Here is a 21,623-nt window from a genome sequence, read left to right as displayed (position 1 = left end):
CCTTATACGGCCATCAGGTCTTTTTCTTTCTGCGCCAGATTCGCGTCGATTTCAGCCACGTACTTCTTGGTCAAATCGTCGATCTCGCCAGTGGCGCGACGCTCTTCGTCTTCGCTGATTTCTTTTTCCTTGACCAGATCCTTCAGCGAGCTGTTGGCATCGCGACGGATGTTGCGCACGGCAACACGGGCATCTTCAGCGACGTCACGAGCCTGCTTGGTGAAGCCCTTGCGGGTTTCTTCGGTCAGGGCCGGCATGGAGATCAACAGCAACTCACCCAGGTTGGTCGGGTTGAGGTTCAGACCTGCACTCCCGATCGCCTTGTCGACGGCACCGAGCATGTTGCGCTCAAAAGCAACGACTTGCAGGGTACGGGCGTCTTTGACCGTGATGTTCGCCACCTGCTTGATCGGCGTGTCTGAACCGTAATACGGCACCATCACGCCTTCAAGAATGCTTGGGTGCGCCTGGCCGGTACGAATGCGGCCGAAGTTGTGCGCCAGCGATTCAACGGATTTTTTCATGCGCTCTTGAGCGTCTTTCTTGATTTCATTGATCATTGTTGGCCTTCCTCGATCAGGGTTCCTTCAGCGCCGCCATGTACGATGTTCAGCAGGGCGCCGGGCTTGTTCATGTTAAAGACGCGCAACGGCATCTTGTGGTCGCGACACAGGCAAATGGCCGTCAGATCCATCACGCCCAGCTTGCGATCCAGCACTTCATCGTAAGTCAGATGATCGAACTTCTCGGCATGCGGGTCTTTGAATGGGTCAGCGGTGTAAACACCATCAACCTTGGTGGCCTTGAGCACCACGTCCGCGTTGATTTCGATGCCGCGCAGACAAGCTGCCGAATCGGTGGTGAAGAACGGGTTGCCGGTACCGGCAGCAAAAATCACAACTTCCTTGGCATCCAGGTGGCGCATGGCTTTGCGCCGATCATAGTGATCGGTTACGCCGACCATGGAAATAGCCGACATCACGATAGCGGTGATATTGGCTCGTTCCAGGGCGTCTCGCATGGCCAGGGCGTTCATTACAGTGGCCAGCATGCCCATGTGGTCGCCGGTGACCCGATCCATGCCGGCCGCGCTCAGCGCTGCACCGCGGAACAGGTTGCCACCGCCGATCACCAGACCGACCTGAACACCGATGCCGACCAGTTGGCCGACTTCCAGCGCCATGCGATCCAGCACCTTGGGATCGATCCCAAACTCTTCGGACCCCATCAGGGCCTCGCCGCTAAGCTTGAGTAGAATGCGTTTATAGCGAGCCTGATAACCACTGCCCTGCTGAGCCATTGCGAATCTCTCCTGCGGCGTATTTTAAAAATTCTTTGCTAGCTGTTTACAGCTGGCTGTTCACTCTAGCTTGGCGCTGCTTCAGCGCCATCGGAACATGGCTTTGTAAGCCAGTTCCAAAGGGAAACCAATTAAAAATTGGTGCCCCATCTGAAAAGAGGCTGCGCGCGTAAGCGGGCAGCCTCTTCAGGGCGACAGTTAAAAAACCGTCTTATTGCTTGGCGGCAGCCAGCTGGGCAGCAACTTCTTCAGCGAAGTTGTCGACCGGCTTCTCGATGCCGTCGCCTACTTTGAAGTAGGTGAAGGAGACGATTTCAGCACCGGCTTTCTTAGCCAGTTCGCCAACCTTGATTTCAGGGTTCTTGACGAACGCCTGCTCAACCAGGCTCGCTTCAGCCAGGAACTTGCTGATACGGCCTTTGACCATGTTTTCAACGATGTTTTCTGGCTTGCCAGCGATCTTGTCAGCGTTGAGGGTCAGGAAAACGCCCTTCTCGCGTTCAACCGCTTCAGCGGAAACTTCCGATGGCAGCAGGAATTCAGGGTTGGTCGCCGCTACGTGCATGGCGATGTCTTTGGCCAGCTCAACGCTGCCGCCTTTAAGGGCAACCACAACACCGATCTTGTTGCCGTGCAGGTAACCACCAACAACGTCACCTTCAACACGAGCCAGGCGACGAATGTTGACGTTTTCGCCAACCTTGCCGACCAGGACCAGACGATCGGCTTCTTGAGCGGCGATCAGCGGAGCAACGTCAGTCAGCTTGTCAGCGAACGCTTTTTCAACGCTGGAAGCGACAAATGCCTTGAAGTCATCCTGCAAAGCCAGGAAGTCGGTCTGCGAGTTCACTTCCAGCAGAACGGCGGATTTACCGTCTTCTTTCAGAGCGATTGCGCCTTCAGCAGCGACGTTGCCTGCTTTCTTGGCAGCCTTGATAGCGCCGGAAGCACGCATGTCATCAATGGCTTTTTCGATGTCGCCGCCGGCCTTGGTCAAGGCCTTTTTGCAATCCATCATGCCTTCGCCGGTACGCTCACGCAGTTCTTTAACCAACGCTGCAGTAATCTCTGCCATTTCAAAAATCCTCTTGGATAGGTTATCAACCATTCCACCCGATCGAACGGGCGTTCAATTCTTCCCGAAACACCTTTGTAAGTCGCTGCACGTTACAGAAGCTGTAGCTGCGCTACCGACAAACGGTTTCCGAGGTGGCAAAAAGGGGGCCAAGCCCCCTTTTTGCTTACTGAGTCAACGCCAAGGCGTCAATTACTCAGCTGCTGCTACCGGAGCTTCTTCAACGAACTGCTCGGTGCCGCCAGCAACGTGGTTGCGACCGCGGATAACAGCGTCAGCCATCGAACCCATGTACAACTGGATAGCGCGGATTGCGTCATCGTTGCCTGGGATGATGTAGTCAACGCCTTCCGGGCTGCTGTTGGTATCGACTACGCCGATTACCGGGATGCCCAGCTTGTTGGCTTCGGTGATCGCGATGCGCTCGTGATCAACGTCGATAACGAACAGTGCGTCTGGCAGACCGCCCATGTCCTTGATACCACCCAGGGAACGATCGAGCTTCTCAAGATCACGAGTGCGCATCAGCGCTTCTTTCTTGGTCAGCTTGGCGAAAGTACCGTCTTCGGCTTGCACTTCAAGGTCACGCAGACGCTTGATGGAAGCACGGATGGTTTTGAAGTTGGTCAGCATGCCGCCCAACCAGCGGTGATCGACGTAAGGCGAGCCGCAACGTGCTGCTTCTTCAGCAACGATCTTGCCAGCGGAACGCTTGGTGCCGACGAACAGAATCTTGTTTTTGCCCTGGGCCAGACGCTCTACGAAAGTCAGAGCTTCGTTGAACATTGGCAGGGTTTTTTCAAGGTTGATAATGTGGATCTTGTTACGCGCGCCGAAAATGTACTTACCCATTTTCGGGTTCCAGTAACGGGTCTGGTGACCGAAGTGCACACCGGCCTTCAGCATATCGCGCATGTTGACTTGGGACATGATAGTTCCTTAATAAGTCGGGTTTGGCCTCCACGTATCCCAATGACCAACCAGCAGCATCAGCTGAAGGCACCCAGGTCATCGTGTCGACACGTGTGTGGATTTAAGCCTTTCGGGGTATCCCCGGAAAGCGGCGCATTTTATATCACAGGACTGAAAAAAACGGAACCCGGATTCTCAATTCCTGGTGCGCGACTTCAACCGCGCACTTGGAATCGCCCAAGAATGCGCCAATCTATAGAGAGAAGCGATGCACAGAGGCTCAGATTTGCGCTGATCGTCTGTTAGAATCGCGTTTTTCAGGGCCGCGAAGATCGATCGCGCAATGCCCATTTCGTTTCAGCAAGCGCCATCGAGCGCAGAGAGAGCCTGTATGACCGTCACCCTCAAAACCCCCGAGGACATCGCAAAGATGCGTGTCGCCGGCAAACTGGCCGCCGATGTGCTGGAAATGATTGCCGAACATGTCAAGCCGGGTATCACCACCGAAGAACTGGACCGCATCTGCCACGACTACATCGTCAACGAGCAGAAAGCCATCCCGGCCCCGCTCAACTACAAAGGCTACCCGAAGTCGATCTGCACCTCGATCAACCACGTGGTCTGCCACGGCATCCCGAACGAGAAGCCGCTGAAGGATGGCGACACCCTGAACATTGATGTCACCGTCATCAAGGACGGTTTCCACGGCGACACCAGCCGCATGTTCCACGTCGGCAGCGTGCCGGTCTGGGCCGAGCGCCTGTCGCAAGTGACTCAGGAATGCATGTACAAGGCCATCGAAATCGTCAAACCCGGCTGCCGCCTGGGCGACATTGGTGAAATCATTCAGAAACACGCTGAAAAGAACGGTTTCTCGGTGGTTCGCGAGTTCTGTGGTCATGGCATCGGCAAAGTGTTTCACGAAGAGCCGCAAATCCTGCATTACGGCCGCGCCGGCACCGGCATGGAGCTGAAAGCGGGCATGACCTTCACCATCGAGCCGATGATCAACCAGGGCAAGGCTGACACCAAGGTATTGGGTGACGGCTGGACCGCGATCACCAAGGACCGCAAGTTGTCGGCCCAGTGGGAGCACACCCTGCTGGTGACCGAGACCGGTTACGAAATATTCACCTTGCGCGCCGATGACACCATCCCGCGCGTTTCGGCCTGATCCGCCCCCAGGCAGCTCCCAACCTTATAGATAGATAGGAAAGCCAATCGATGCCGCAGGTGGATCCCGAACTCTTCGACCGCGGCCAGTTCCAGGCTGAACTGGCCCTGAAGGCAAGCCCGATCGCGGCCTTCAAGAAGGCGATCCGCCAGGCCCGCGAGGTGCTCGACGGGCGCTTTCGCAGCGGCCGGGACATCCGCCGGTTGATCGAGGATCGCGCCTGGTTCGTCGATAACATCCTGCAAAAGGCCTGGGAGCAATTCAACTGGAGCGAAGACGCCGACATCGCGCTGGTCGCGGTCGGCGGCTACGGTCGCGGCGAGTTGCACCCTTATTCCGACATCGACCTGCTGATCCTGCTGGACAGCGCCGATCACGAAGTATTCCGTGATTCCATCGAGCGTTTTCTGACGCTGTTGTGGGACATCGGCCTGGAAGTCGGCCAGAGCGTGCGCTCGGTGGACGAATGCGCCATTGAAGCCCGCGCCGACCTGACGGTTGTCACCAACCTGATGGAAAGCCGCACCATCTGCGGCCCCGAGCGTTTGCGCCAGCGCATGCTTGACGTCACCAGCACCGCGCACATGTGGCCGAGCAAGGACTTCTTCCTGGCCAAGCGCGCCGAGCAAAAGGCCCGTCACCACAAATACAACGACACCGAATACAACCTGGAACCCAACGTCAAAGGATCGCCCGGCGGCCTGCGGGACATTCAGACGATTCTGTGGGTGGCCCGTCGCGAATACGGCACCCTGAACCTGCGAGCTCTGGCCGGTGAAGGTTTCCTGGTCGAAAGCGAGAACGCCCTGCTCGCCTCGTCCCAGGAGTTTTTGTGGAAGGTCCGGTACGCGCTGCACATGCTTGCCGGTCGCTCCGAAGATCGCTTGCTGTTCGACCACCAGCGCTCGATTGCCGGGCTGCTGGGTTTCGAGGGCGATGACGCCAAGCAAGCCATCGAAAACTTCATGCAGCAGTATTACCGGGTGGTCATGAGCATTGCCCAGCTCAGCGACCTGATCATCCAGCACTTCGAAGAAGTCATCCTCGCCCCGGAAGACGAAGCGCCGCCGCAGCCGATCAACTCGCGGTTCCAGCTGCACGATGGCTATATCGAAGCGCGTAACGACAACGTGTTCCGTCGCACACCGTTCGCCATGCTCGAGATCTTCGTGCTGATGGCCCAGCAACCGGAAATCAAAGGCGTGCGCGCCGATACCATTCGTCTGCTGCGCGAGCACCGCTACCTGATCGACGACGATTTCCGCAACGACATTCGCAATACCAGCCTGTTCATCGAGCTGTTCAAGTGCAAGATCGGCATCCACCGCAACCTGCGCCGCATGAACCGTTACGGCATCCTCGGGCGTTATTTGCCGGAGTTCGGCTTTATCGTCGGGCAGATGCAGCACGACCTGTTTCACATCTATACGGTCGACGCCCACACCCTGAATCTGATCAAGCACCTGCGTAAGTTGCAGTACACCCAGGTGTCGGAAAAATTCCCGCTGGCCAGCAAGCTCATGGCCAAGTTGCCCAAACCCGAGCTGATTTACCTGGCTGGCCTGTACCACGACATCGGCAAGGGCCGGCATGGCGACCACTCGGAAATCGGTGCTGTGGATGCCGAAGCCTTTTGCCAGCGCCACCAACTCCCGGTGTGGGACAGCCGCCTGATCGTCTGGCTGGTGCAGAACCACCTGGTGATGTCGACCACCGCCCAGCGCAAGGACTTGTCCGACCCGCAGGTGATCCACGATTTCGCCCAGGCCGTCGGCGACGAAACCCGTCTCGACTACCTGTACGTACTGACCGTCGCCGACATCAACGCCACCAACCCGACCCTGTGGAACTCATGGCGCGCCAGCCTCTTGCGCCAGCTCTACACCGAGACCAAGCGCGCCTTTCGCCGTGGCCTGGAAAACCCGGTGGACCGCGAAATGCAGATCCGCCAGACCCAAAGCGCAGCGTTGGACATCCTGGTGCGCGGCGGCACCGATCCGGACGATGTGGAACAGCTCTGGTCGCAACTGGGCGATGACTACTTTCTGCGTCACACTGCCGGCGACGTCGCCTGGCACAGTGACGCGATCCTCCAGCAACCGGCTGATGGCGGGCCGTTGGTGCTGATCAAGGAAACCACCCAGCGCGAATTCGAAGGCGGTACGCAGATCTTCATCTATGCACCTGACCAGCATGACTTCTTCGCCGTGACCGTGGCCGCGATGGACCAGCTCAACCTGAACATTCACGACGCCCGGGTCATCACGTCCAGCAGCCAGTTCACCCTCGACACTTACATCGTGCTCGACGCTGACGGCGACTCGATTGGCGATAACCCGACGCGGGTCAAACAGATCCGCGACGGCCTGACCGAAGCCCTGCGCAACCCGGACGACTACCCGACCATCATCCAGCGTCGCGTGCCGCGCCAGCTCAAGCATTTTGCGTTTGCGCCTCAAGTGACGATCCACAACGACGCGCAGCGTCCGGTGACGGTGCTGGAACTTAGCGCGCCCGATCGGCCGGGCCTGCTCGCGCGCATCGGCACAATCTTCCTGGAATTCGACTTGTCGCTGCAGAACGCCAAGATCGCCACCTTGGGCGAGCGCGTGGAAGACGTGTTCTTCATCACCGACGCGAACAACCAGCCGTTGTCCGACCCATTGCTGTGCAGCCGCTTGCAGGATGCAATCGTCGAACAGCTGAGCGTCAGTCATGAACCGGATATCAAACTGTCGCGCTTGAGTATTTGAACTAACCAACTTTCCCTGTGGGATAGAGCTTTTGTGGCGAGGGGATTTATCCCCGTTCGACTGCGAAGCAGTCGCAAACGCGGTTTAATTTTGAAATGCCAGGGCCGCTCCGCAACCCAACGGCGATAAATCCCCTCGCCACACAGGCTCGCTCCCAGATTTAAAGAGGCCCCTCATGAACAACGCTCTGAACCAATTGCAGCCCTACCCGTTCGAGAAGCTCCGCGCCCTGCTCGGCAGCGTCACGCCAAACCCGGAAAAGCGCGCCATCGCGCTGTCCATCGGCGAGCCGAAGCACCGTTCGCCAAGCTTTGTCGCTGAAGCCCTGGCAAACAATCTGGATCAGATGGCCGTGTACCCGACTACCCTCGGTATCCCTGCCCTGCGCGAAGCCATCGCCGCCTGGTGCGAACGCCGCTTCAGCGTCCCGAACGGTTGGCTCGACCCCGCGCGCAACGTGCTGCCAGTCAACGGCACTCGTGAAGCGCTGTTTGCCTTCACCCAGACCGTGGTCAACCGTGGCGAAGACGCACTGGTGGTCAGCCCGAACCCGTTCTACCAGATCTACGAAGGCGCGGCGTTCCTCGCCGGGGCCAAGCCGCACTACCTGCCATGCCTGGACGAAAACGGCTTCAACCCGGATTTCGACGCTGTCTCGCCGGACATCTGGAAACGCTGCCAGATCCTGTTCCTGTGCTCGCCAGGCAATCCGACCGGCGCGCTGATTCCGGTCGACACCCTGAAAAAACTGATCGCCCTGGCTGACGAATACGATTTCGTGATAGCTGCGGACGAGTGCTACAGCGAGCTGTATTTCGACGAACAAACCCCGCCGGCCGGTCTGCTCAGTGCTTGCGTGGAGCTGGGCCGCAAGGACTTCAAGCGCTGCGTGGTGTTCCACAGCCTGTCCAAGCGCTCCAACTTGCCGGGCCTGCGTTCAGGTTTTGTCGCCGGTGACGCCGACATCCTCAAGGGCTTCCTGCTCTATCGCACCTACCACGGCTGCGCCATGCCGGTTCAGACCCAACTGGCCAGCGTCGCCGCGTGGAATGACGAAGTGCATGTCCGCGCCAACCGTGCGCTGTACCGGGAGAAGTACGATGCGGTGCTGGCAATCCTCAGCCCGGTGATGGACGTGCAGCGTCCGGATGGTGGTTTTTACCTGTGGCCGAATGTTGAAGGCGATGACGAGGAGTTTTGCCGTGATCTGTTTGTGGAGGAACACGTGACCGTGGTACCGGGCTCATATTTGTCCCGTGCGGTTGATGGCTTCAACCCGGGTGCAGGTCGCGTCCGCTTGGCGCTGGTTGCGCCACTGGCAGAATGCATAGAAGCCGCAGAACGCATTCGCGCCTTTATTACGCGCAACAAGTAACACTGCCCCCCCCGCGCCATACCCATGGCGCGGGGCGTTGTTGCAAAGCCGAACTTAACCCACTACAAACATCCAAACTACTTGAGCGCCCTTCTAACTCTTTAGTAGCGCCTTCGCATGCCCACAATAAAAGAAGCCACCCAGCCACCTCTATCCACTCTTAAATATACAACCAAATAGAGGACTTTTAGTATTCGCAGCGCGCAATGCAATGCGAAAGAGCCAAAACCACAAACATAATGAAACACCACAACATTCGCTACTTATCTTTATATCGATTACAACTTACCGAATGCGGAACACCTGAAACTGCCACGCGAGTAGCTTTTCCTGCATCTTAAAAAATCAAAACTATTTAAACACTTACAAGTAGCGATAACATATGAACATTCCAAAACCCTGCTGCCGCATGTACGACCTCAACGATGCCGGCTCTACAATTAACGCTTCCGAACCCCCCGATAACGAGGCCAGTGGTAACTACCTATCCCCCTTCGCACGAAGCGTCGCGGCGCCTACCAAATTCTGGACCAACGGCCAAACGCTGCGCATTGCTATCACACGCTATGACGAAGCCATGTTTCAGACCGTCGTCGCTGCCATCAAACAATGGGCACCCCACGTAAACCTGAACTTTGAATTCATCGAACTGGACGATAACGACGAGTTGTATGACGGCGACATACGTATATTACTGTCTCACCTGAACGATGGTGCAGACAGCTCTGTCATTGGGACAGACGCACAAAACATTCTCCCGCATCTGCCCACAATGGTGCTGGGCACCGACTACCAGTCTCCTTTTTTCACGGTAGCAGTCATGCATGAGTTTGGTCATGCCCTTGGGGTTGAACATGAACACCAACATCCCGATGCGCCGCTGGACTGGAATCTACCTGCCCTCTATCGCGAATTCAAAAAACACGGTTGGACCGAAGAAGAGATTTACCGGAATGTCCTGAAAAAACTTGATTACCGCCAGATCCGTCAAACACCTTATGACCCGAAATCAATCATGCATTACGCCTTTCCCGCGAGTGTCATGTGGGACAAGATCGAAGTTCCTCAAAACAACCAACTGTCCGAGCAAGATATCAAGTTCATTAGCTCGGTTTATCCACGCTGAAAACCGTCAGGTCGCCTATTCGCTCATGACTTCACTTGACCTAGGTTGGCCTCACTCAAATCCAGTTCCCCCAACACTTCTCGCAACACGTCATCGCCAATCTGGTGATGACGGCTGAGCTTGTACAATTCCAGGCGCTGCGCTCGCAGCGCCTTCAACCGCAGACGCCGCTCCAGCAAATCCATCTGAAATGCCAGTGCCTGGGCCTCCGCCGAATCATTGAACACGTCCAGTTGATGACGATACTCGGACATGATCCGCGCCTTCAGTTCGGCGGCCAACGCGGACTGAGCGGCGTCCTGGGGAGTGGCCTCTTCGGCTTCGAGCGCATGAATCGCCGCTTCGGCGGTCTTGCGCCAGGCGTCACGCACTTCATTGCGGCGTTTGTCGTCGGGACTTTTCTCAATGCCGCGCAGCAACAACGGTAGCGCAATACACGCGGCAATCAGCGACAGCAGAATCACCCCGGCCGAGATGAAGATCAGCAGATCCCGCTCGGGAAACGCGTCGCCGCCCATCAGCAGCGGCACCGACAGTACACCCGCCAGCGTCACGGCCCCGCGCACGCCGCCGACCGTCAGCAGCCAGCAGGAGCGCGCGGTCGGCACTTGAGTCATTTCGCCTTTGCCGCGCAATCGCCGCAGCAGAACCGACAAACGCCAGATGCTCTGCACCCAGACAAAGCGCAACACCAGCAGCACCAGAAAAATCGCCACCACGTCCAGGCAGCGGTAAAGCAAGGTCGGCCACAGCGAAGTTTCATGGCTGGCCACGGCCTTGATGATGTCCGGCAACTGCAAGCCCAGCAGGAGGAAGATCAAGCCTTAGTTTTTCTATGTAGAATAGGTAAACAGCTAGGTTTAGTTTATCATCCTGCTAGACGTAAACGGGGCGCAACCAGTGATTGAACCAAAGACTCTTAGCAAGACCGTACACACAATCGCATGGGCAGAGGGAGGTGGTCGTGACTGAAGCCACCACTCTCGAACCCGTCACAGCCCTTTATGAGAGGGTGGACACGGAGTCGATCAGAGAGGCCTGTGAGAGCTCTCAACCATCACTGAATTCTCGGGCAGACAACTCGGATAAGCAGATAGACGCTCAGCTCCCATTTGCCGAGGTCACAAGTTCGAATGGGATTTCGCTCAAATGCAGTTATCTTGATCATCCAGGGTTTGATCCGGCTTCAAACCTATGTATCACCATTCACTATCTTGTCGTTAAGCTGTCACCAAGTAGGGTCGCTGGATGGACACAAACTTTATTCACAGCTCTGAAATACCTCTTTGACTTTCTGGTAATTTATAATTCAGGCCGAGAGATTCGGATTACACATTTCTTAGACATCACCCCGTCAGTATTTAAATCCTACATGACCCATTTAAGGAAAGAAGGCAAGACTCAGGCCTATGCATTTAGGATCAAGTCGCTTCTTGTAATGGGCTCCGCCGAAACAGAGCTGGTTCCCAAAATAGAACTACCCGCAGTCACGATGGATCAATCTATTCCCTCGGAGCCTCTTTATGAGGATGGCCTTGCGACTCTTACTGCATGTACCAAAAATGTAGTCGACGCGATCCGCATGAAAATCGAAAACCGAAGATTCATTGAAGAAGCAGAGCCTTATACCTTAGAAGAGCTAAATGACCTACACGATACTCGAATAAGTGATGAAGACTTGTTCGGGTGGTATAAAGTTCGCCTTCTGAAAAAACTGCGCACCGATAGGCTGCAAATATTTGCGAAGATTAACCATGCTAAAAACCCAGAAGCGCGCGCCTTACCGAACAACAAGAATCTAAAGAAAGCATTCCATGAATTATATGAGCGCATTGGAAGCGCACTGGACATTCCTGAAAAATTCTTACGGGCAGAGCCAGTGCGAAGAAAGTCTCTACATTGGTCATTAATCTTGGATCCCTATAGGGTAACCAAGACATTTATTATGCATGACTTTCCTTTCGCCTACAGCTCCGAAGAGTTAAGGAAAGAATATAATACTCTATCGTTGGGACGCGAGGAAAACCGAGATAACGTAATTAAGGTTCTAGCCCACAAGCTATCTGCAGTCAGGACATTTCAGGAACAACACAATGTACCGACGTCCATGAGCATGGATGAGCATATGGCGCTTTATTTTCCAACGGCGGATGACCTCGTGGGGCTAGCACTGTTTATGATGTTGCAGGCTGGCTGGAACAAAGAGACTGTGCTAGATATTGACAAGGATAACTTTGAGCATGCTTTAACATCAACAGTCGAAGAGAGAATAAAAATCGTTTGGTCTGAGAAATTCCGGAGCCAGGGTTTACATCTTCCCTACGATGCCCCGAAACAGATGCTTGCCAGGACGGATAGCGAGGATCCTTACTCCCTATATAATCTGATTTTACTGGCTAAAGACCTTACAGCCCCAATTTCCAGATATGTACAAGGTCGTACTGACCCCTTCAAAAATCGTCCAGTGAATTCTCTTTTCGCTTACGTGAGGTCATGGAGTGCATGGTCATCATACACCCCACTCGGCACACTAGATTTCCAAACAGCATTTGGAAGAGAGGTTAAAAGTTTTCTTGCTCAGCACACTGTCATTGATAACGGAATTCGCTTGAAATCTGCGCAGTCGTTAACTCGTCGTTTGCGAGCTACGTGGGTCTATTACAATGCGGAGAACACACCTTTCGCTTTTCTATCGCAGTTGCTTGGGCACAACTCTCGTGACACCACGGATGAGCATTATGACAACTCCTCGCTTGCACGCTCTAGACGATATACACGTCTACGCGATGCTCTTGAACACGTCATTGAGCTAGTGCGAGCTCGAAAATTTAGCGGTTTGCTCAGCAAGGAGCAGCCCGCATCTTCAAAACCGAAGCTCACTGCATTCACTCTCCCATACTTTGATAGGGTGCTATGGGCCTGTAGTGATCGCAAAAATCCTGACTGGGCTGGAGCACCAGCATTGCAAGCGGAAGAGCTTTGTAGTGCGCTCGAGAAATGCATATTTTGCAGCCAAATCTGGATACTCAAAGACTCTCTACCTTACCTGTTAGAGCGAATTAGCCACATTGATGATCTGATGCGGGATCACCGAATGTCTGATTTTGGGTCTGAGTTAGAAGCGGAACATAAAGCAATCAGTTCAATTTTTGATCGCTGGAATGATCAAGGCGCGATCAAAGATGCAATCCGCTACCGAGCTGCTAATGCACCTCTACTGCCACGGGAGATGCGCGACCTTCAGTTGATTTTCAGAACGGGTGAACTTGATGCATAACAGTAACTTAACTCTAGCTCACCACACACAAAGCACTCTGGAAAACGCGGAAGCCGTTTCTAGCGATAAGCAGTACAGGCAATTGCTTCTCGACGAATTTGAAGGCGATGTCAATGATGAAGCCGAGGAAGAACTGGAACAACTGCTTCGTGCGACAGAACAGGTTTTCCGACCGACTACAAGCGATCTAATCATGCAGCTGGAAGCAACCGCAGGATGGTTCCCAATTTCGTCAGCATCATTGTATCGCGATGCATACTGGAGGTTGGACAATTCAAAATTTAGCACTCAACTCCGTATATCTTTCGACAGCGAGATCGAAAAAGGAAACGAATTAAAGCGAGCTCTTTCATTCTACATGCTGCCTCAGCATTCGCTACTTGGCGGAATCAAGAGCAATCGTTCGGCAGTCAATCGAACTTTGGAATTCAAGCTTATCGAGCGCTATATCTTTCAAAGCTTTCACATAACTGCCAAAAGTACAGATTTGACGCTAATTACCGCAAAATTATTGAACCAAGCCTTGGACAAGGCCAAAGGCGTGAGCGCCAAACACTATCAGAATCTCTTCAGGGTTTTGAAACTATGGATACTTGTTTCAGATCAGCATTTAATCCCGAAAGAACTTAGGATAACAGTCCCACTTAAAAAAATTGATGTACCCGAGCGCAAGGCTGATATTTATAAACAAATACAAAATTCGCTCCTAGGCTGGACAGCTTTTTCGGAGGAGGAACTCGGCCACCTTGTTGAATACGCTTTATTTTGGCTAGAGAAAGCTGCACCGGAGCTAGAAAAACTAGAACTGCATATCGCCGAAATTAGTAAGCGCGCCAAAGGGCGAATCGTATTATCGTCCATAGATGAGGAACTTGAAAACAAGTTTCGCGTATTAGTAGATGAAAAAATAGTAATGGAACTCAATCGCAACCACTGGAAATCTAAAACTCGAAGAACACAATATAGCTATACATGGCGAGAGAATTTCTCCATTGCGCTTGACCACGTCAGGAATGCGTTATTTATCATAATAGCCTTGGTAACTGGCGCTCGAGCCTCCGAACTCACTCCGCTCAGCATGTCTGATATTACAAATGACAAACCCGATGGATCAGGTGACTATTGGATACGAATCGTTCGCTGGAAGACGGCCGCAGACCCGATCTACAATGGCGAGGTAGAGTTATTACCTCTACCAAAATTCGTCGCTGAATGCGCGTTTCTTTACGACAAGCTCGCGAATTTCGGATGCATTATAAAACGCCATTGGTTATTTCAATCAAATCGATTTATGCAAACCAAAACAACGATTACCACCCATACGCTGGCACATGTTATCGCCCAACTTAAAGAAGAATTACCCATAGAGCGAATCCACGCTCATCGCTTCCGCAAGACCATTGCTGAGATTCTTATCAATCAGGATGAACGCAATTTAGATTTGATAAGGGCGCTTTTTGGTCATAAAAATTTCAATATGACCATGCAATACATAGCGCGCAACCCTGCAATGGTTAGATGTGTGGCCGCCGCAATCGAGATCTCCTACACGGAAGAGCTCCACGATATTATTACTCAAATACACTACGGAGCATATTCTGGTGAAGTGGCTCAGCGCATTGCCAAAAACCTAGCAGGCAAGCAAGAGGAATTGAAAAACAACGGTCGCGAACTGAGGGTTACTCTCATTGAGTTCGTTTCTAACTTACTGGAGGGCGGCGAACCTTTGTTCATTAAGCGAACCGCCGTTGGCACATATTGCGTAACAGCTGAGAGTTTTGAGCCCGAAAACTTTCCACCATGCATTGCTGGACGAAATTTTGATAATGAAGTGGCACGACCCGATCCAACCAACTGCCATTATGAATGTCGGAAAGTCGTTGTTCTAGATAAAGCGCGCGCTTCCTTAGAGGGTAATATTCGATTCTATCAACGTATTATCGATCACTCGCTCAATCAACTGCCGGAAAAAACCCGACGCGTGCTTATAAACAAAATAGAATCGTACCGCTATCATTTGACAAATTTGAACTCGACTACAATTAGTCGGTATAACACTCAAATTGCCACTGGCGTTATTTTCAAGCAAACCCCAGCAGATGATACCGTGGTGCTGGAGGGGGTGTTATGAACACAGAAACTCGTCAGCGGATAATTGACCTGATCATACAAGGCTACTACTCAGGCGGCATTGAATCGCTGAAGGTCGGAAAGATTGCTGATGCGGCTAATATTACGCGTCAGGCCCTCCACCGCTATCACGGAGATCTTATTGACTACATAAAAGGGATAAAAGATGTCGCGGAACTGCTTCCAAAAACAGAGAAAGAAGCTGTTGACCAACTCCTAATAGATGCTCGCCACAGAGTACTTGAGTTAGAGAAAGCACTGTGCACCCAGGTTGCAAGCCACGAAAGAAAATTGAGCTCAACAGTCGAGAGTTATATCACATCATTGATGCAAAACGATATTACTCTCTATGAGACTGATGAAATCACTCTCGCGTTCGAAAAGCAAAGCTCATTGATTGAGAACTACACCCATCAAATAAATGAATTAAAAGTTCAGTTAGCCAAGGTCAAACTAAACGAGACAAATCAGAAACTTGTACCTCATAACGCTCAGCGTCTAGTTATAGAGCCTAATCTCATGCCGGCATTGCTCGCTTACAAAAGAGATGAAAACTATGATAACTATCTAGATCTCAAAGATAACGAAATTGCCAAAATCATCTCTAAGATCAACGCCTTCAAAAGCAAACACACCAGACTTGTGATCTTCTTAGAACGATTAATCTGTGATTTCAGCAGCTTCGTGGATTCGCTCCCTCCGTCACTGTCTGATGAAATCGTAATACGCCTGCCTCTCTACTCCAATATTGAGATCAAGTCGTTTATATCTTCCATTACACTCCCTGGTGCGAAAATCATCTACGTGCCAGAGTGTCTATCAATTTCAGAATCGTCAGCGCAGCGGAAATTTCGATCTATCAATGTACCTAAGCAGGATGTCACCCACGCTTCTAAAGCTGAGCATGTTTATGTATTCAAAGGGATCGAGCAAGTGATTCACTATGTCGTATCGCCGGGAATATAGAATGCTTATCATAACTAAAAAATTTCTAACTTATACCCCCACTGGCACCGGACGCGAGATATCGCATTTCGTTTTGATACATGAGGGAAAATCCCAATGTACGCTATTGAGTCATGCGAACCTCTTTTTATATGAGAAAACTCGACAATCCAAGAAGACTTCTTCGCGGTACGCGAGTATTATATCTATGTTCTATCGATACCTCTCTACATTAGATGATTTCAAAGAAAAACCACCTAGCATTTATCACATTTCCGTCCTAAACAAGCATGTGAAGCGGTGGCAAGATAGCCGTGAAATCGAACGTGTAAAGAAAAATAAAGCAAAGCCGTCCAGCGCTACCATATTCGATGACGCGATGCTTTTAATGAATTACTTTCGATGGCTGGGCGACTCGCACTTTCCTGTCGCAATCCAAGTGAAGCTAAAAACATGGATACCCCCATTTAAAAGCGCTCGCTATCAGTCATATATTTCATTGAAAGCGCGAGACATCATTGACTCAACTAGCATTCGTACTCTCGACAAAGTTAATAGACAGACTTCATTCGATGGATTAATTACACCTCACGAAATTAAGACTCTCACGTCCAACTATACCGACCCTGTTTATTCTTCGCTCTTACTCTTCGCAATCGGTACAGCTATGCGCCCGATGGATCTCTGCAGATTCCCTTATTACGGAAATGGAAAGAACAACCACATCATGCCATTTTCTGCAATGGGCATGAATAATACGACTACGGATTATGTCATCACGAACAGTAAGGGCAGCAAAGATCGCACAATAATTTTGCACCGAGATGCTCTTAAAGCCTTGGAGGAATCCTATATCACTCCTCTCTACCCTGAGCGGGCATTGAAATATGAAAAAAAATATGGCCGCAAACCACCGATGTCGATTCTCTTCCTTAGCCACGATGGTGATCCTGTAACGCCTGACATGATCTCGCAACGCACCAATGCAGCGAAAGCTAAAGCTCTGCGTACTGATCCAAATTTGCGCCCTAGCTTAACATTCTACGATGCAAGAGACTGGTGGCCTACGCACTATATGATTCAGTCCTTCGGAGATGAGTTGGTAAACTCAAATGAAGTTCTCTTCAACTATGCTATCGCCCAAGTGCTTCTTAGCCAAATGGGGCATAGCAGCTTGCGAACAACGTTCAAACATTACATATCTATGGCTACTGTCATCCTTTCAATTTACCGGGGTAAAAGCACTGAAATTTTCAAGGCAGCCGATCTAAGTTGCACTGCGTATTTATCCAACGTAGCCAAATTTGAGCCTGACACTCCTCTACCGAACACCGTTGGTGAAGGACTGGAGTAGAATGGGGTTGATCTGCTCTATACAACAACTCATATTTCGCAACTGGCGGCCGCTGCTTTGGTGATTAGCACAGGAGTTTACGCTCCGTCTCTGACCTCCAGCACCCTCTCGCTAGGTTGGGCGCTTCAGCTAACGGGTGAAGCGCAAACTTTCTGATGTCGCCGCCGGCTATCAATAAGTCCGCCGGACGGGACTCACAGAAGAACTCCCTTCTCCAGCTGGCCGATAAGATCGAAGACGGCCCTCGTTTCCACCCTCGTCCCCATCATATCCAGAGGACGCTTCGAACCAAGCCCACGAACCGGCGTACTCATCCATTCCGTTGCAGCAGCGACATCGTTTTCGAAAAGGGAAAGGGCTTCCTCAATGACAGCTACCAATGAGACAAAGCAGTCGCTTTCTACCGTGTTCAACCGTCCTGCTTTTGCCCTACGGGCCATCATTGTGGGTGACATGCAAATAGCCTTGGAGACAACACCTCGCTGCACCTGCAAGAGGCTTGCTATCCGTTCGAGGTATTCGAAAGGTAGTCCTTCGTGAACTAGGTCATGAAGCCTGGTGCCGCGTGACGGCAGTCCGAGGGTCATCCAAATGCTCGGTGGGATCTGCGGCCCTGGTTGGTATTCCTTGATCGATGACAGCACTTTCACCTCCATATAAAACCTACCATCAAGCCGGGCCAGGTGGCCCGAATTAGCGATATCCCCCATTGCCCGCCACGTATGATCTGTCAGACCAGGAAGATATGGTATGGAGAGGTAGTTAGTTCTTCCTAGCCTGTGAGCTTTCGTGACTTCCACGAAATGCTATGCACCGCTTCGCTCGTTTCGAAATCTACACTTGTTGCATGACAAGCGCTTTAAGCATGGATAGTGTCAGCGTCATGAATGCCTCAGAACCAGCTCTCCCCGACTCGATTCCTCCGTCAATGCTAGCGCGCGCAGACTTGCTTGTAACGAAGTCAGCTTTCCTGGCCGGCATGGTCGCGCCTGAAACCGCTTCGTCCTTGAGCAGACTGTTGATGAACACTGACGCCCGTTTTTCAAGGATCATCGACGGCTACCACACAGGGCCAGAAGCTCTGAAGAATGCACTGAACTCAGCGAACCAGCAGTCCACGCTGGAGAAGGTGCCAGAGCTTCGTCGACGCATCGTAGCGGCGCTAGCCCACCACTATCGCCTTCTACAAACTCCAGCTGGGAATGGTGTTGTGGCGAGAATGATCGCTCACCAGCATTTGGCTCAGCTCCGGCTACATCCGCAACTCTGGTCACTTTCTCGCGGCTTGGCCCGTAGGCAAGAGGAGTATCACGCTGCCCTGAACACGACTGATAGCACTCAAGATGTTCAGCTTGCTGCCGGTGCCCAGCGATCTGACAAAGCCCTTCTCGGCTTCATTGAGTTCATGCTTGATGTCTGCCATGAGGAGCTGGACTACATGACTGCAGCCCTGAATCGTTCCAAACTTCGTGAATCTGTTTCGCATGCGATCCACACAAACCCTCGCTTAACAGAGGCCGGGGTCAGAGCAGAAATTGCACCAGCTTTCCTGGCAATGCTGATCCAGGGCGCGCTTCCTCGTTCTGAGTTCGTGACCTTTATCGGACTTCAGCCTGACATCGCAAACGCTCAGCTCAACAGGTTGATTGACGTCGGCGTCGTAGTGAGCTCGTCATCTGACCTCCTCACACTTGAGGTTGCGTTACCAGACTGGTTTGTAAGGGAACTCCTTCCGGATCTGCACAAGAGCTGGTAGCTCTGATCGCCAAGATGCAGCCTCGCAGATACTACGGATGCCGGCAGAATTGCTGGCCAGGGTTTACGTCGAGCCGGGCCATGAGGCCCGAAGCAGCGACATTTAGAAAATGCCTCGGGAGCCATCTACTGCTAAGCCGTTCTCCCGCAAAGACGAGCGCATTGCACTGTCATAAATTGTCTCAGCTGAAGCCCGTCCCGTTCTTGAAATCGTCTTGTTTTGTCGGTACTTGTAGGGCACCAATCTCATGCACGGAAAGCAACCATGCACACAAGATTCAGAGTGATTGAAACCACCACACTGGACGATGGCAGCAAGCGATACAGGGTGGTTGACCTTGTGGAGGGAGGTTCAGCTAGCAAGCATGGTGTGTACAAGGCCAGGACAGAGGCAGACGCTGTTTGCTCGGCATTGAATGCTGAACATCCAAGGCCGTTGGCAGTGCGTGCATCGCAGAATGCCTACTGTGCCGATACGGCATCTCACTCGCTACTATGCAGAGCTACTTACGGAGCCGGTTTCTATTAGGGAAGCGCTGACCTCAGACACCAGGCAACTTGAACGGGAACAACCCCTGCCTGCTACGCTTTCCTCTTTCATGGAGGAATCACAATGTCGAACGCAGACTTACTCCCTTCCCTACTCTTCAAGATCAATCAAAACCAACTCGCTCTCGAAGCCGCGATAATGGAGCTGACACTCTGGGTCGAGCAGCGCGGATCAGCGGAGGTCGCTGGCAATGTTCGCGGCGCTTTGGACACAATCAGCAAGAACGAAGAGTTCATCAATATGACGCTTGCGGTGCTCATGACGCCTGAGTAAAAACCGACACAGTCAAATGGACGTACCTACCGGTAAGAGGAGATATCGACAATGGAAAATTGCCCGCATAGATATCTAGAGCTTTCTCTCGACCGATGGAATGAATGTCACTGGCATTTACATCAGATGGAAGCTCACTATCACGAGCCGGAGCCATTTCGTTATTCGTGCAACTCTTTTTTGCGCGCGGTGAAGGAAGTGCCTGATGCATTGAGTAATGACCTGCAGAAACACCGTGAGGTGAAGGCAAAAATCAAACCGCAATTCGATATTTTTTCAAAAAACGACTTCATATACAGACTGGGTAAGCAGCGGGATTTTATCGTCCACCATGGAGCGCTGAACCTAAATAGCCATGGCCGGATTGGTACAACGGAAGGGGCCAAAATCAAGATCGTCTTTCCGTTTCAGGTGCATCCTTGGGAAACTTCGGATGCAGCTTACGAGCGTTATAAAGCCTTGTGCAAAACGAATAAAGTCTTACGCGGACTAGGCCCCGATTGCGATTCCGCCCCGGCTCTTTGGCGCACATGGATGATTCCACAATTTCCGAACCGAGACCTTCTCGACATTGCGTTTGAGGCGTGGAGTCACCTAGGCGAACTCCTATCTGTGGCAGTAGAGGCATTTGGCGGTGAAAAGCTGGATCTCAGCTTACCTTGTCGTCACGCCCCAGAACTCATCCGAATCAGACGATATAGCCAGTATGAGTTTTTTTTGAGCGTCGACGGAATCGATCTAAAAGAGGAAGAGCGGAAATGGCGCGAGCGACATACCAAGGCCGATCCAACGCAGGAGAGTTAACCGCAATGGCTTGATAGGCATGCAGCTCTCATGGCCACTCATTAGACTGGTAGTCGGAACTTGTTGCCCGCAAAAATCCGGCCTCGAAATTGCGGATTGAAACAAATAATTCTTCATCACCAAAGGCCTTTGCTGTGAAGCAACAAGCCATGATGCCACGATAGAAATAGTTCCAAAGATCAGCGCGATGCTCGGCTTGCCTTAAGGTTCCATGCATGCCCCGCATTTGGAACCTTGGTGGAGCCCCCCCGAACATATCCATAATTTGCGGTGACGCGGCATGGACATAACCAGAATATGCCTTACTGACAGTTCTGGATGCGTCCAGGTTCTTGCTTGAGCCTTTTGGGCCGTTTACACATCGATCCAAATACGCGCGAATCTTTTTCCTCGGAACCATTGCCCGATCTTTGGACGAAACAGCAACGTCATTGGGATCAAACTCTTCTTGAAAGAAATCCTCCAGATATCTCGTATGTGAAGGAGTCGACTCTCCAAGTATTACCGAGAAAGATAGGAATGAAATATCTTCGGTGATCTCATCAAGAATTCGTTGTAGGGCGGCCTGCTCTTGAACAAATCCTGCTTCCAAGAGCAGCCTTGCGGCATGGAGACCGCTCACCATCCGAGCGAGCTTCTGCACCAAAGCTTGATGTACCGTCTTCTCTACATACCGATAAACGAACGAATCCTTGTACTGAACACGTCTTGGTGCAGGGACGCGCATTGAAAATACATTAACTGTACGCTCCATATGTTCTAGCGCTTGCTCGTACAAATTCATATCCGTCATCTGGAAACTGCCATCAGGCGATGATTG

17 protein-coding genes and 1 pseudogene are annotated in these 21,623 nt (G+C 52.1%); 11 read left to right on the top strand and 7 right to left on the bottom strand.

From position 1 onward, the window contains the following. Nucleotides 1–2 precede the first annotated feature (2 nt). The 4 genes from frr to rpsB form a co-directional block, all read right to left on the bottom strand. Nucleotides 3–560, bottom strand: coding sequence for a ribosome recycling factor (gene frr / locus ACA051_RS06165; protein WP_403104918.1), 558 nt, complete (start codon nt 558–560; stop codon nt 3–5). Next, the gene (gene pyrH, locus ACA051_RS06160; protein WP_048719949.1) at nt 557–1,300 is read right to left on the bottom strand and encodes a UMP kinase; all 744 of its coding nucleotides are present in this window, start codon (nt 1,298–1,300) and stop codon (nt 557–559) included. Before pyrH ends, frr begins: the two co-directional genes overlap by 4 nt. Nucleotides 1,301–1,511: 211 nt before the next feature. Further along, nucleotides 1,512–2,375, bottom strand: a complete 864-nt coding sequence (gene tsf / locus ACA051_RS06155; RefSeq protein WP_033056302.1) for a translation elongation factor Ts — start codon at nt 2,373–2,375, stop codon at nt 1,512–1,514. A 192-nt stretch (nt 2,376–2,567) separates the two neighbouring features. Continuing rightward, nucleotides 2,568–3,305, bottom strand: a complete 738-nt coding sequence (rpsB, locus tag ACA051_RS06150) for a 30S ribosomal protein S2 (protein ID WP_003219330.1) — start codon at nt 3,303–3,305, stop codon at nt 2,568–2,570. 373 nt (nt 3,306–3,678) lie between these two features. On the opposite strand from rpsB, the gene map reads away from it, so the two are divergent. From map to ACA051_RS06130, 4 genes are all read left to right on the top strand, one after another. Then, nucleotides 3,679–4,461, top strand: a complete 783-nt coding sequence (gene map, locus ACA051_RS06145) for a type I methionyl aminopeptidase (RefSeq protein ID WP_010462836.1) — start codon at nt 3,679–3,681, stop codon at nt 4,459–4,461. A 50-nt stretch (nt 4,462–4,511) separates the two neighbouring features. After that, nucleotides 4,512–7,214, top strand: coding sequence for a [protein-PII] uridylyltransferase (locus ACA051_RS06140; protein ID WP_497308509.1), 2,703 nt, complete (start codon nt 4,512–4,514; stop codon nt 7,212–7,214). A gap of 175 nt (nt 7,215–7,389) precedes the next feature. Further along, on the top strand, nt 7,390–8,589 hold the full coding sequence (gene dapC / locus ACA051_RS06135) for a succinyldiaminopimelate transaminase (protein ID WP_497373952.1): 1,200 nt from the start codon (nt 7,390–7,392) through the stop codon (nt 8,587–8,589). A 382-nt stretch (nt 8,590–8,971) separates the two neighbouring features. Then, a complete protein-coding gene (locus ACA051_RS06130; protein ID WP_497373950.1) occupies nt 8,972–9,715 on the top strand; it encodes a M12 family metallopeptidase in 744 nt (247 codons plus the stop codon). 23 nt (nt 9,716–9,738) lie between these two features. On the opposite strand, the pseudogene ACA051_RS06125 reads toward ACA051_RS06130, so the two are convergent. After that, nucleotides 9,739–10,539, bottom strand: a pseudogene (locus ACA051_RS06125) (cation:proton antiporter family protein); the annotation flags it as partial. Nucleotides 10,540–10,679: 140 nt separating this feature from the next. Between ACA051_RS06125 and ACA051_RS06120 the strand changes: the two are divergent. The 4 genes from ACA051_RS06120 to ACA051_RS06105 all read left to right on the top strand — a co-directional run bounded on the left by ACA051_RS06120 (nt 10,680) and on the right by ACA051_RS06105 (nt 17,421). Continuing rightward, on the top strand, nt 10,680–12,992 hold the full coding sequence (locus ACA051_RS06120) for a hypothetical protein (protein WP_497373948.1): 2,313 nt from the start codon (nt 10,680–10,682) through the stop codon (nt 12,990–12,992). Next, nucleotides 12,985–15,123, top strand: coding sequence for a tyrosine-type recombinase/integrase (locus ACA051_RS06115; RefSeq protein WP_497373946.1), 2,139 nt, complete (start codon nt 12,985–12,987; stop codon nt 15,121–15,123). The genes ACA051_RS06120 and ACA051_RS06115 overlap by 8 nt, the downstream gene beginning before the upstream one ends. Beyond that, complete coding sequence (locus ACA051_RS06110) at nt 15,120–16,088, top strand: hypothetical protein (protein WP_497373944.1); 969 nt, start codon at nt 15,120–15,122, stop codon at nt 16,086–16,088. The genes ACA051_RS06115 and ACA051_RS06110 overlap by 4 nt, the downstream gene beginning before the upstream one ends. 187 nt (nt 16,089–16,275) lie before the next feature. Beyond that, nucleotides 16,276–17,421, top strand: coding sequence for a site-specific integrase (locus ACA051_RS06105; protein WP_497373942.1), 1,146 nt, complete (start codon nt 16,276–16,278; stop codon nt 17,419–17,421). 194 nt (nt 17,422–17,615) lie between these two features. Here the strand turns inward: ACA051_RS06105 and ACA051_RS06100 are convergent, their stop codons facing one another. Beyond that, entirely contained in the window at nt 17,616–18,131 is a 516-nt protein-coding gene (locus ACA051_RS06100) for an antitoxin Xre/MbcA/ParS toxin-binding domain-containing protein (RefSeq protein WP_497373940.1), read from the bottom strand. Between the two features lie 311 nt (nt 18,132–18,442). Here ACA051_RS06100 and ACA051_RS06095 point away from each other — a divergent pair, with 311 nt between their 5' ends. From ACA051_RS06095 to ACA051_RS06085, 3 genes are all read left to right on the top strand, one after another. After that, entirely contained in the window at nt 18,443–19,177 is a 735-nt protein-coding gene (locus tag ACA051_RS06095; RefSeq protein WP_497373938.1) for a Fic family protein, read from the top strand. A gap of 612 nt (nt 19,178–19,789) precedes the next feature. After that, nucleotides 19,790–19,999 (top strand): hypothetical protein, encoded by a 210-nt coding sequence (locus ACA051_RS06090; protein WP_075948110.1) that lies wholly within the window; start codon nt 19,790–19,792, stop codon nt 19,997–19,999. Between the two features lie 51 nt (nt 20,000–20,050). Then, a complete protein-coding gene (locus ACA051_RS06085) occupies nt 20,051–20,803 on the top strand; it encodes an Ea47 family protein (protein ID WP_346830914.1) in 753 nt (250 codons plus the stop codon). Nucleotides 20,804–20,831: 28 nt separating this feature from the next. On the opposite strand, the gene ACA051_RS06080 is transcribed toward ACA051_RS06085, so the two are convergent. Then, a complete protein-coding gene (locus ACA051_RS06080) occupies nt 20,832–21,596 on the bottom strand; it encodes a hypothetical protein (protein ID WP_497373935.1) in 765 nt (254 codons plus the stop codon). Nucleotides 21,597–21,623: the final 27 nt, after the last annotated feature.

The organism is Pseudomonas sp. LBUM1669, assembly GCF_059695705.1.
The sequence above is the reverse complement of the archived record's forward strand: the minus strand, read 5'-3'. Positions and strand labels throughout refer to the sequence as shown.